Origin of the sequence: Carboxylicivirga mesophila, assembly GCF_018271975.1 — a bacterium.
Lineage (GTDB): Bacteria > Bacteroidota > Bacteroidia > Bacteroidales > Marinilabiliaceae > Carboxylicivirga > Carboxylicivirga mesophila.
In genome coordinates this window covers 57,034-69,858 of the sequence record NZ_JAGUCN010000012.1, presented here as the reverse complement: position 1 = coordinate 69,858, position 12,825 = coordinate 57,034, and the positions used below count along the sequence as shown (strand labels likewise).

Genomic DNA, 12,825 nt, shown 5'->3' with positions numbered 1-12,825 from the left:
ATGATATTTAAACTCTTAAGTTTTTTTTACAGACGATCGATGCAGTTAAGATCTTCGAAAGCCACTTTCAAACGCTCAACCAAAGTCTCTTGTCCTTTACGTAACCATACGCGAGGATCATAGTACTTCTTATTTGGTTTGTCGTCACCTTCAGGGTTTCCAATCTGACCTTGCAGGTAATCGCGATTAGCAGCCTCAAACTTACGGATACCATCCCAAGTAGCCCACTGTGTATCAGTATCGATATTCATCTTAATTACACCATAGCTGATTGCTTCACGAATTTCCTCAAGTGTAGAACCTGAACCACCATGGAAAACAAAGTTAACAGGCTTTTCTGCTGTATTATGCTTCTTCTGGATGTATTTCTGAGAATCATCAAGAATAGATGGCTTCAATACAACGTTACCTGGCTTGTAAACACCGTGCACATTACCAAATGAAGCTGCAACAGTGAAGTTTGGAGACACTTCCAACAATTGTTCGTATGCATAACATACCTCCTCTGGCTGAGTATAAAGCAATGCATTATCTACATCAGAGTTGTCAACACCATCTTCTTCACCACCAGTAATACCTAATTCAATCTCTAAAGTCATACCCATTTTGCTCATGCGAGCTAAGTATTCTTTACAGATAGCAATATTTTCTTCTAATGGCTCCTCTGAAAGGTCAAGCATGTGTGAGCTAAATAAAGGCTTACCAGTTTCTGCAAAATGCTTTTCGCTGGCATCCAATAATCCGTCAATCCAAGGCAATAATTTCTTAGCAGCGTGGTCTGTGTGCAACACAACAGGCACCCCATAAGCTTCAGCCAAAGTATGAACATGTTTCGCAGCCGAAACTGCACCCAATACTTGTGCTTGCTGACCTTCTAACTTTAAACCTTTACCAGCATAGAATGCAGCTCCACCATTTGAAAGCTGAATCATTACAGGAGAGTTAACTGCCTTTGCAGCCTCAAGAATACCATTAATTGAATCTGTACCAACAACATTTACAGCAGGCATTGCAAAACCTTCTTCTTTTGCTACTGCTAAAAGTTTACCTAAGTCATCACCAGTAACAACACCAGGTTTTACAACATCTAATACTCGCTTCATAGCTTTTAATTTATAGTTCGAAATAATACTTTTCTAAAAAACTCTACGAAATTAGTGAAAAACATCGAGAAAAAATTACATTTATTCACCCACTAACCTCCTATCGCTTACACTTATTGCCACAAATTGATTACAAATTAAAAGCTGAACACATGACAAATATCACTTATATTTTTGTCAATCAATAGCTTTCAGCAAACAAGCAGATTTAAAAACAGGCAGAATTGTAAAAAAAGAGCACTTTGTAATTCTGTAAATCCAACTGCCTCTTTTGGAGTTTTAAAAGAAGTTTAACGATTGTTTACATCTTGCTTAGAACGGATATCCAATGGCAAAATTAAAAGCCATATCATCCCAGGTTATAGCTTTTCTTCCCAAGATCCAACGCTGACCTTCTGGTAATATCGGATCTCGCGCCTTAATACCCATATCGAGGCGAAACACAAAGTAATTAAAGTCTAACCTGGCACCAGTACCAACTCCCACAGCTATTTGCTTATAGAATTTATCAAACTTAAATAAGCCCTTTGCATCAATTTCTTCATGGCCCGAGTTACGAATTGTCCAGATATTACCTACATCCACAAAAAACGCGCCTTCGAGTAACCAAAACAATTTAAAGCGATATTCAGCATTTGCTTCCAGCTTTATGTCGGCGGTTTGATTGTAATAATTAAGCTGTGTTTCCTCATAGGAACCGGGTCCCAATCCTCGTACCGGCCATGCCCTGATACTGTTGGCACCACCAGAAAAATATCGTTTCTCGAAAGGAAGTACCGTCAGGTTCCCGTATGGATATCCGGCCCCGACAAACAAGCGGTAAGCAAAGGAATTAGCTCGGTTAACATTCATGTGATAGCGCCAGTCAATATCGGCCTTAATATATTGCGCATACCTAATACCCAGCACCTCATTATAATCCTCCCCATCGCGACTTGAAAACAATGAAACAACGCCATCAATTATATTTCCAGCCGACTGAATATTTGCTTGCAGGAAGTGATAGTTTTTATTACCTGCGATTGATTGTTCATTATAAGTAAACGTATAGGAAGTACTGCTTATAAGGTGGTCTTCATAACTATACCGCAAGAAAGTGCTATCAATATTGCTTTTGAAGTCGGGGTGTATATAAGGCACGTTAATTACACTAAAATCAATCGGCGCCAGGTAATGGCTCACGAGAGGTGATGACTTCCAGGCATAACCAAATCGCCCATTGGCGATGGTTCTTGTATAATCAGGGCGTCGCTGATAGTTGTATGATAATGTAAAGTTGGTGCGTGGATTAAAACGCCTCCGGAAATTATCGACCTTAAATGGCACCATAAATTTTGGCAAAGTCAGTGTAGCATCACCCCCATACTCAAGTGTCTGAAATGTGCTCTTATCTTTGGCAATCTGATTTTCGCCGGCCACCCTAAAGCGCATATCAAATACCTCGCCTCCACGAAGGAAGTTTTTATGCTTATAGCGGAAACTACCCGCAGCCCCAAGGTTTCCTGATGAGTTAGTCCCTTCCAAATCAACTGTGTAACTTTGCATTTTTGATGAGGACAACTGAATAATACACTCCAGCATACCATTTCCATCACTGTCACTTTCGCCTTCAACTATCTTAAAGCGAATATTAACAAAGCGGAATAGCTGCAATTCCGACAATAGCAGTTGGGTTTTCTCTACCAATTGCTGGTTATAATAATCGCCCGGGAATATATAGTTTGAGTTAACCAATACATCAGCCCTAAACTCGAGATTATCTGCATATAATATTTTACACCCTCCATACTCCAGACTATCGAACTGATTCATATAATCGGCTCCTTTTCTAACAGCCTTTTGAGGATCGTAGCCCACCATGAAATAAACATCTTTAATTTTATATTTCCGGTGACTGATAATGGAGTCGGCTTTACCAGCTTCCTGAATGCGATCCTTAACAATTATCAAAGAATCGTTGACGCGATAATTACCAATGGCGCTGTCCGCCAGAAAGTAAACATACTCCTTACGAAAACCATAATATCCTTCATTACGCATATTCTGAGTTATGCGCTTTCGTTCGTCATCATGCAAATCAGCATCAAACGGTGCTCCACTCTTCAAAACCGTTTTAGCTGTATCAGCATATACATACTTTCGGATAGAATCGTCATCAATACGGTAAGAGAGCTTGTTAATACTATAGCGATCACCTGCATTTATTGTGTACCTGACCTTTGCTTTCTTATTATTATAAAACACAACAGTATCGCTCACCTGAGCATTGTAATAACCTTTATTCTTGAGAAATAAGCTGATTTGCTCATTCGACTTTTCCTTAAGCAGCTCATCATACAGCACAGGCTCCTCGCCAATACGCCTCAACCACTGATTAAAACCTTTGCTATTATCACGACCGGACAAGTTATACAAGCCCATATGGAAGCGCCAGAAACCAAGAATCTTAACGTTTTCTTTCTGACGGATGTAGTACTTAATTTCTTCGTTGGAGATATCTTTTGCCTGATTATCGACCTCCACCTTATTGAGCAGGTATTCACCCTCAGGGACGTATTTTGTAGATCGGCATCCAAACAGTCCGACTAATATTAACAATCCAACAACTAGTAATACACGATGCCCCTTCATTAGTTCAAATACTCCTCTGTGGTAATGGTGGTTTGGCTATGAGTTATCTTATTTTGCCATAAAGATATTTAATTCGCTTGATATGCTATAACTTTGCGCCCTATAAACACAATTCTAATTTAAACATCATTGGGATATGCTCAGTAAAAACAAGCAAAAGTTCATTTTGTCATTAAGCAGAAAGAAGATAAGAGAACAAAATGGCATGTTTGTAGCAGAAGGAACCAAGCTGGTAACAGATTTACTTCAATCATCATGCAACCCAAAAACCCTAATAGCCACTGATGATTGGCTCAATCACAACCAGGCAGTTATTGGCAAGACCGATGAACTTATTTCGGCCACAACAGAGGAGCTAAAAAAGGTATCGACACTAAAAAGCCCGCCCAGCGTAATAGGTATATTTGAGCAAAAGCAAGTTAAGTATAGCATTCATTCGCTAAGCAGTCAGTTGTGTTTATTGCTTGATGAAGTGCAGGACCCAGGTAATCTAGGTACCATTGTCAGACTAGCCGATTGGTTTGGCATTGAGCATGTATTTTGCTCACTCAACTGTGCTGATATTTATAATCCCAAAACAATACAATCAACCATGGGGGCAATCAGCCGTGTAAACCTGCACTATGTTGAACCCATCAAATTTCTTACAGCCTACAAAGCATTGAACCTGCCGGTATACGGCACTTTTCTGGACGGCACAAACATCTATAAACAAACACTAAGCAATCAAGGACTAATTGTTATGGGCAACGAAGGCAAAGGCATAAGCAAGGAGGTTGAAGACTTTGTAAACCAACGTCTTTTTATTCCTTCTTTCCCGGCAGATATACCAACATCCGAGTCGTTAAATGTATCTGTTGCGACAGCTATTACCTGTGCCGAATTTCGCCGACAAGCTAAATAAGCTTAATCTAAGCTCCTGCCGGTCACAAATTCCCAGGCCTTTTCAGCACATTTTTCACCATCAATGGCTGATGATGCAATTCCTCCGGCGTATCCGGCACCTTCGCCACACGGATATAACCCGGCTATCTGCACATGCTGAAAGGACATCCTGTCCCGGGGGATTCTAACAGGCGACGAAGTACGACTTTCAACCCCAACAACAAGGGCCTCGTTGGTGACAAAACCACGAGCACGTCGGTCAAAATACTCAAATCCTTTACGCAGACGTTGACCAATATTCTCTGGCAACCAAAAATGCAGCGGTGAAGCCACCAGGCCAGGCACATATGAACACTCTGGTAAATCAAAAGACAACTGGCCATCCACAAAATCAGCCAGGCTCTGTGCCGGAGCAACAACTCCCTGACCCCCATTAACAAATGCCAGGCGCTCCAGCTCCTTCTGATATTCCAGGCCGCCCAGTACACCTTTATTCTGATATTCCCCAATATCTTCAGGTCGGATTTCGACAACCATGCCCGAATTGGCCCAGGGTGAGTTACGCTTCGAAGGCGACATACCGTTCACCACCATCTCATCAGCATCCGTCATAGCTGGTACAATAAAACCTCCCGGGCACATGCAAAAAGAATACACACCGCGCTCTTCTATCTGACATGACAAACTATAGCTGGCTGCAGGTAAATACTCTCCCCTGCCTTTAGGTGAATGATACTGTATTTGATCGATTAAATCCTGCGGATGTTCAACCCTCACGCCCATAGCCCAGGTTTTGGCTTCGAGCAAAACATTATTTTCATCGAGCATGTAATAGATATCCCTCGCCGAATGGCCCGTTGCCAATATAACAGCATCCCCTGTTATCTTATGGCCAGATTGTGTTTCAACGCCGGTTATTTTCTGACCATCTAACAGCACGTTGGTCACTTTCGTATCAAAGTGCACTTCACCACCAGCATCTATAATAGACTGACGCATGGCCTTTATCACTTCCGGCAACTTATCTGTACCAATATGCGGATGAGCATCTATCAGAATATCACCACTGGCGCCGTGAAAATGGAATACTTCGAGCACCTTTCTGAAATCGCCACGCTTTGTGCTCCGGGTATAAAGTTTACCATCAGAGAATGTACCGGCACCACCTTCTCCAAAGGCATAGTTTGATTCAGTATTAACAGATTCATTCCGATTAAGCAAGGCTAAATCCTTCTTGCGCTCATTGACACCTTTACCTCGCTCAAGGACGATTGGCTTTAATCCTAATTCAAGCAGACGTAAAGCAGCAAAATATCCACCCGGACCAGCACCAACCACAACCACTTCCGGCTTATTGCTCACATCAGGATACTCAAATACAACTGGCTTTTCCTTGGGCGGCTTCGCGTTGGCATAAGCCTCAATATGCAGCTGCACCAACACGATCTTCTGACGTGCATCAATTGAACGCTTCACAACTCTAAAAGAAGATAATTTATCAGGTGACACCTTCATCTTTTTTGCAACCAATGACTTAATTAACTTATCATCAGCCGCATCTTTAGGAGAGAGTCGTAATACAATTTCGCGCTTCATGCTATACCAAATATTAAAGGTTCACCCCGGAATGGAATGAATCAAATCAAAACGCAAAAGTAATTGAATTTATTCAAAATAGAAGGTCAGGCAAAAAATACGCGATTTCAGCTTATCCAGTGCCTTAGTGTATGGTTCATCTCCTGGCTCTCCAGTACCTTCGGGGTTAAGAATATTGGCCAGACCAATAGATGCTTTTGCCTCAACAGACAAGCGAAAGTAAGTTAGATAAAAGTCGAAGCCTGCACCAAACTCTACATAGCCATCCAAAGATGTTAACAAAAGCCTGTCTTGCCTGTTTTTAGCCAAATCGTAACGCGTATTAAAACCACCCACCAGGTATGGCTTGGCATTGTGCATCCGAAAGGCATTGTACTTTAACAAAAGCGGAAACTCCAGAAAAGTGGATTTAATTTTAATAGGTTCCTTTTGTTCGATGAAATTACCTTCTCTATCATAGACATTATAAGTGAGGTTACGTTGTCCGAAACTAATGCCTGGCAGGAAGCGCAAATTCAAATCCCTGGTCAGCTTATAACTGGAAACAATCCCAATATTCAATCCGGGCGTCAACGTTAACACGTCGCCATACATCATATTCCCCTGTTCATCTATAGCTTTTCCGGTATTATACACTCTGAAGTCCATGGTATTTATCCCAATAAGAAACCCAAAGTGCAGAGGGCGCTCATCAAAAGAGCGCAGATTAGCTATTCTGCTATTCTTACCCTGACCAGAAGCGGCACATACCTGTACTAAAACAACTATAAAGAGAACCAGTTTTTTCAATGGATGCGAATTGAATTTACTTTATAAACTTAGAATTGTGGTTTTTATTGCGCTCTCTTTTCTGATAAATAGATGGTGGCAATGCCCATGGTTTGTTTGTAGCGTTTTAGCGGTGTCATACCCGCCTTCTTCAGTTCTGCATCAAATTGCTCGCCATCCGGGAAGCTTAACACCGATTCGGGCAAATAAGTATAAGCCGCCTTATCTTTGGAAATCACTCCACCCAACCACGGCAGAATATAACGGAAGTAAAACAAATACAACTGCTTAAATGGAAAATAGGCGGGCTTAGAAAATTCTAAGACAACCATTTTACCACCAACTTTTAAGGTGCGGGCCATATCTGTCAATCCCTTATTCAGATTCTCAAAATTACGCACACCAAAAGCCACCATCACGGCATCAAAATGGTTATCCTCAAATGGCAGATTCTCAGAGTCGCCTTCCTGCACGCTTATATGCTCCTGCAAATTGCGTCGGACAATCTTTTCCCTAGCTACTTTAAGCATTTCTGTTGAGATATCTACCCCCACAACCTTACATCCTAGTCTGCGATTAGCTTCCAGAGCCAAATCTCCGGTACCGGTAGCCACATCCAACACCAAAGGCTGCTCAATATCCTTTAGCAGGTTGATGGCCTTTTTGCGCCAGATTTTATCAATTCCCAGCGACAAAAAATGATTCAAAAAGTCATACTTGGGCGCAATATTATTAAACATGCCCGCCACCTGAGATTTCTTTGATCCTTCGGATGTATATGGTTTAACCGTCATTTGATTCTTGATTTTCGTCAAAAGTATAAAAAAGGAAGAATTTATCGGATAAAAAAAGAGGATGTTGCCTGTCAACACCCTCTATATTTTAATTCAATTCACTACAAATGTGTTTTAAGAACACTAATCATGTGGTCAAACTCTGTTGGACTATACCCCTTTGAGGCATATACAATTTTACCCGCTTTATTAATGATGTAGTTACGCGGAATTGATTGTGTAGCAAATTTGCCAAATACCTCACGATTCACATCCGGACAAAATGGCAAGTCAAAACCTTTATCTTTGGCAAACTTCTCTAATTCCTCGCTGGTATGCTCTCGACCAACAACCAACAGCACAAAATCTTCATTGTCTTTGTATACTTCCCACACCTTCTCTTCCAACACAGGTAATTCTTTCAAACAAGGCGGGCACCAGGTGGCAAAAAAGTTAATCAACACCACTTTTCCTTTTAAGGACTCACTGCTTACTTCTCCATTGGGAGTTAATACTTTAAAAGCCGGAGCTACCTCGCCAACATTAACTTTATCCGCTTCCTCAGTGCTGGCCCAAGCCACTAAAACACCTGCTGTTAGGATCAACATAACAGCTGATAATAATCTTAATTTCATGAATTTAATATTGTTTGTAGTTCACATGAAATTCATACCTGACAACAAAGTTTCAAAGCTACTGTCAGTGATTCATTTCATAGATTTAATTGTGTTTGCTTACTCTCCTTCAACCCAAATTTCGAGTTTTTGTTCGAAGGCTTCTTTTAATTCGCTAATATACCCATACGACTCGTCATCGATTCGCACCTCGCCCTTGGTAACATGACCAAGAATAGAGAATGGAACATCCGTCTCCATCATAAAGTCTACAAAATCATCCTGCTTTTCAGGAGCAACTGAAACAACTACCCGACTCTGCGTCTCACCAAATAAAAAGGCCTCCTTACGAATCTCGGCATCTGAGGTGATATCAAATCCAAACTCCATAGGTATGGCTGATTCCAGCAAACTAAAGAACAGTCCGCCATTGGAAACATCATGCACTGAGCGTACCAAACCCTTTTTAATCATCTGCATCACAGCAGCCTGTAATTCCTTTTCCTCTTCAGCATCATAATATGGTGCGGCGGATTTTTTAATATTCAATATGCTACTGGCGTATTCGGATGAATTAACATCATTACGAGATTGCCCTACCAGAAAAATCATATCACCCTTATGCTTAAACGAAAGTGTACTATGGTGCTTCTTGTTTTCCATCAAGCCAATCATCCCAATAACAGGCGTTGGTGTTATTGGCTTTAGATGTCCATCTTCGGAGCGTTGATTGTAAAAACTCACATTTCCACTCACCACAGGCACATTAAAATCCTTACAGGCTTTTGTTATTCCTTTAACCGATTCAACAAAGGTACCATACACTTTAGGATCATGCGGATTGCCAAAGTTGAGACAATCAGATAAAGCCAATGGTTGTCCGCCAGCACATACAATATTACGAGCGGCTTCAGCTACAGCTATTTGTGCACCAATAAACGCATCCGACTTCATATACCTTGAGTTACAATCCATCGTAGCCGTTAAGGCTTTATCAGACCCCTCGACATTAATAAAGGCAGCATCCGATGGATAGTCTCCATTATCACCTCCGTCACCATTTAAGTTATTAAACTTATTAGTTAGCCAGCTTTTGGATGTCACGTTCAGGTTAGTCAGCATTTTCTGAACCACATCCGGGTAATGATCCGGTTCGTCATATATATCCAGATTGATACCGGGTGCTTTATCTTTAATATCAACAAAATCTCGCTCATAAACAGGTGATTCATCACCAAGCATTGCTATGTTAACAGGCAACTCAGCTACAATTTCTTCACCAGAAGAACACACAATCTTGTCGCCGTCGGTCACCTTTCCGATTACAGCCATCGCCACTTCCAACGATTCAACAACTTCTTTCACACGTCCCAGCTCCTCCGCTGTCACACAGATTAACACTCTGCCCCATGTCTGGGAAAGCAATACATCTTTGATATTCAATCCCGACTGCCTTTGAGGAATCTTCTCTACAGCAATCGCAGCTCCTGCATTTCCACGAGCAGCCATCTCAACAGCTGCCCCAACAATACCCTGCGTTCCAATTGGCTGAACGCCCACCAAATTAACCTGCTTATTCAATTGCTGAATTGCTTCAAACAATTCCTTTTCAATAGATGCATCCATCATTTGATCGATGGAAACAGGTGGCGAATCTATTTCAGCCAGTATATCCGTTTCAAACACATCGCGCTCAACACCATCTTTACCTGTACGAGCACCAACAATCAGCAGAAGGCTATCTTTTCCTTCTGCCTTTCCATATATAATATTGTCTTTAGGCACTATCCCAATTGCCATATTATTCACGATAGGCGTTGTGTTATACCCCCTTGAAAAAAAAGTTTCACCTCCAAGTATAGGCACACCAAAACCCCTTTCGAACTCACAAATTCCATCAGCAACCTCTTCAAACAGCCAGCGAGCTGTGTCTCGTTTGCCATCGCCAAAGCGCAGTGAGCTAAGAAATGCCGCCGGTTTAGCCCCCATTGAAACCACATCGCGCATAACTACCCGCAGGCCTGTAAAAGCACCTAAACGTGGTTGAATAGCACACGGGCTATTGTGAGATTCCACCTTAAAAACACAGGCATTACCATCTCCCAAATCAACTACTCCCGCATTGTCATCACCAGCCTCCACCAGTATATTCTCACCTTTAGTAGGCAAGGTCTTCAACCACTTGATTGAATTCTTATAACTGGCATGCTCCGACCAGAGCCTGGAAAACAATTCCAGTTCAAGGGCATTAGGATGACGATTTAACAGACTTTTTATCTTCTCAAACTCAACTGAAGTCAGGTCCAACTTCTCAGCTTCTTCTAATGACGGTATGTTCGCACTCATGGTTCAGCATTTTTGAATTGTTCTTTTTAGCAGAAACAATTTAAATTACATTTGTAATGGGTTTTGGCTAGTATCTAATTCATGTTGAAAGTATAAAAAATAACAGAAATACCAAACGGATAACTGCAATTAAAAGACGGGAATTAGAAACATCGCCGGCATCAATTCGAAGGTCAATCAGATTAAATCAATGCTAATTAAAGATATTACAATGAAAAAAATTGCAATGATTACCGGTGCAACTTCCGGGATTGGAAAAGCAACTGCAAAAAAATTAGCCCAATCGGGTTACCATCTAATAATTACAGGCCGAAGAAGTGACAGACTACAGGAACTTAAAGATGAGCTTAAAGGTCACTCTGTGGATGTTGAAACTTTGTGTTTTGATATTCGGGAAACGACTGCCATTGAAAATGCGGTTAAGCAGCTACCTGCCGAATGGACCAACATTGATGTTTTGGTCAATAATGCCGGTTTGGCAGCAGGTGCCGATCCAATATACAACGGTTTATGGAGCGATTGGGAGCAAATGATTGACACCAATATTAAAGGACTTCTTTACTTATCAAAGCTAATTATACCAAATATGATGGAGCGCAAACAAGGCCACATCATCAACGTTTCATCCATTGCCGGGAAAGAAACCTATGCCAATGGCAATGTATATTGCGCTACCAAACATGCTGTTGAAGCTATTACCAAAGGCATGCGCATTGATTTACTCCCTTATAACATCAAGGTATCTTCGGTATCGCCAGGTATGGTTGAAACTGAATTTTCTATCGTAAGATACCATGGCGATAAAGAAAAAGCTGACAATGTTTACAAAGGCCTTACTCCTCTCTTCGCTGATGATATTGCCGATGCTATTGAGTTCATGATTACACGTCCGCCTCATGTGAATATTAACGATATCCTCATCATGCCAACAGCGCAGGCCAGTGCAGTTTATAATCACAGAGAAGAGTAAATGAAATATCCTGCCCAAAAGGTTAAAGCATTTATTGAGGAAAGTTTTTTAGCGGCCGGAAGCAGCACTGAACATGCATCACTGGCTTCACAAGCGCTTCTGGCAGCTGACTTAAGAGGTGTTGATTCACATGGTATCGCCAGGCTTTCAGGCTACATTCGGCTTTGGCAGCAACAACGCCTAAACATGCAGCCCAATATGAATATAGTGCATGAAACGCCCAGCACTGCCGTACTAGACGGCGATAAGGGAGCTGGGTTGGTGGTGGCACAAAAAGCAATGGACATAGCTATAGAGAAAGCCAAAGTAGCAGGTAGTGGCTGGGTAGCTGTAAAAAACTCCAACCACTTTGGCATTGCCGGTTACCATGCTATGAAGGCACTTCAGCATGATATGATTGGCATCAGCATGACGAATGCCAGTGCCCTGGTTGCACCAACCTTTTCCAAAGATCGCATGCTCGGTACAAATCCCATTGCGGTAGCCATACCTGCCAACAATGAACCGCCTTTTGTAATGGACATGGCCACCACGCCTGCCGCCAACGGTAAGCTGGAAGTGCACGAGCGGCTAAACAAAAATATTCCTCAAGGCTGGGCACAAACAAAAGAAGGCACTACAACTACTGATAACAGAGCTCTTAAAAACGGTGGAGCTATGCTTCCCCTGGGCTCAGACCGCGAACATGGTTCACATAAAGGCTATTGCCTTGGTGCATGGGTTGATATCTTCTCAGCAGTTCTCTCAGGAGCTAATTACGGCCCCTGGGTTCCTCCATTTGTGGCCTTTTTATCACCACCTCCCAATCCTTTAGGTGAAGGCATCGGACATTTCATTGGTGCCATGCGTATTGATGCTTTCCGGCCGGCTCACGAATTCAAATTACACATGGACATCTGGATAAAAGCTTTTAGAGACGCGCAAAACATTGAAGGACAACCAAAAGTACAGATACCTGGTGATCAGGAGAGAACTATTGAGGAGGAGCGCATTAAAACAGGTATTCCTATCCATCCATTAGTGATTGAGGAACTGAATGACTTAAGCCAGGAATTAGGAATCAAGCCACTCTCATTCTAAGCTTTTTCAAAATACAAACTACCTGCGACAGCCCAACAATCCCACTGCATTGGGGGATT

The 12,825-nt window shown here is 41.9% G+C and carries 10 protein-coding genes; 3 read left to right on the top strand and 7 right to left on the bottom strand.

The annotated features are described in order from the left end of the window. Nucleotides 1–26: 26 nt before the first annotated feature. Nucleotides 27–1,103 carry a class II fructose-bisphosphate aldolase gene (gene fbaA, locus KEM09_RS11540; RefSeq protein ID WP_212188070.1) on the bottom strand — a complete coding sequence of 359 codons (1,077 nt, stop codon included), beginning with the start codon at nucleotides 1,101–1,103 and terminating at the stop codon, nucleotides 27–29. A gap of 312 nt (nucleotides 1,104–1,415) precedes the next feature. After that, nucleotides 1,416–3,734, bottom strand: coding sequence for a translocation and assembly module lipoprotein TamL (gene tamL, locus KEM09_RS11535; RefSeq protein ID WP_212228486.1), 2,319 nt, complete (start codon nucleotides 3,732–3,734; stop codon nucleotides 1,416–1,418). A gap of 136 nt (nucleotides 3,735–3,870) precedes the next feature. On the opposite strand from tamL, the gene KEM09_RS11530 reads away from it, so the two are divergent. Further along, the gene (locus tag KEM09_RS11530) at nucleotides 3,871–4,638 is read left to right on the top strand and encodes an RNA methyltransferase (protein ID WP_212228485.1); all 768 of its coding nucleotides are present in this window, start codon (nucleotides 3,871–3,873) and stop codon (nucleotides 4,636–4,638) included. A gap of 2 nt (nucleotides 4,639–4,640) precedes the next feature. Here the strand turns inward: KEM09_RS11530 and KEM09_RS11525 are convergent, their stop codons facing one another. The 5 genes from KEM09_RS11525 to purL form a co-directional block, all read right to left on the bottom strand. Continuing rightward, nucleotides 4,641–6,215 carry an NAD(P)/FAD-dependent oxidoreductase gene (locus tag KEM09_RS11525; protein ID WP_212228482.1) on the bottom strand — a complete coding sequence of 525 codons (1,575 nt, stop codon included), beginning with the start codon at nucleotides 6,213–6,215 and terminating at the stop codon, nucleotides 4,641–4,643. A gap of 69 nt (nucleotides 6,216–6,284) precedes the next feature. Beyond that, nucleotides 6,285–7,004: a type IX secretion/gliding motility protein PorT/SprT gene (gene porT, locus KEM09_RS11520; protein ID WP_212228480.1), complete on the bottom strand. Its 720-nt coding sequence runs from the start codon at nucleotides 7,002–7,004 to the stop codon at nucleotides 6,285–6,287. 44 nt (nucleotides 7,005–7,048) lie between these two features. After that, complete coding sequence (gene ubiE / locus KEM09_RS11515) at nucleotides 7,049–7,777, bottom strand: bifunctional demethylmenaquinone methyltransferase/2-methoxy-6-polyprenyl-1,4-benzoquinol methylase UbiE (protein WP_212228478.1); 729 nt, start codon at nucleotides 7,775–7,777, stop codon at nucleotides 7,049–7,051. A gap of 101 nt (nucleotides 7,778–7,878) precedes the next feature. Further along, nucleotides 7,879–8,391, bottom strand: coding sequence for a TlpA family protein disulfide reductase (locus KEM09_RS11510; RefSeq protein WP_212228476.1), 513 nt, complete (start codon nucleotides 8,389–8,391; stop codon nucleotides 7,879–7,881). A gap of 99 nt (nucleotides 8,392–8,490) precedes the next feature. After that, on the bottom strand, nucleotides 8,491–10,716 hold the full coding sequence (gene purL / locus KEM09_RS11505; RefSeq protein ID WP_212228474.1) for a phosphoribosylformylglycinamidine synthase subunit PurL: 2,226 nt from the start codon (nucleotides 10,714–10,716) through the stop codon (nucleotides 8,491–8,493). 211 nt (nucleotides 10,717–10,927) lie between these two features. Here purL and KEM09_RS11500 point away from each other — a divergent pair, with 211 nt between their 5' ends. Together KEM09_RS11500 and KEM09_RS11495 are read left to right on the top strand one after the other, a co-directional pair. Continuing rightward, nucleotides 10,928–11,686, top strand: coding sequence for an SDR family oxidoreductase (locus tag KEM09_RS11500; RefSeq protein WP_212228472.1), 759 nt, complete (start codon nucleotides 10,928–10,930; stop codon nucleotides 11,684–11,686). Beyond that, nucleotides 11,687–12,766 (top strand): Ldh family oxidoreductase, encoded by a 1,080-nt coding sequence (locus tag KEM09_RS11495; RefSeq protein ID WP_212228470.1) that lies wholly within the window; start codon nucleotides 11,687–11,689, stop codon nucleotides 12,764–12,766. Nucleotides 12,767–12,825 lie beyond the last annotated feature (59 nt).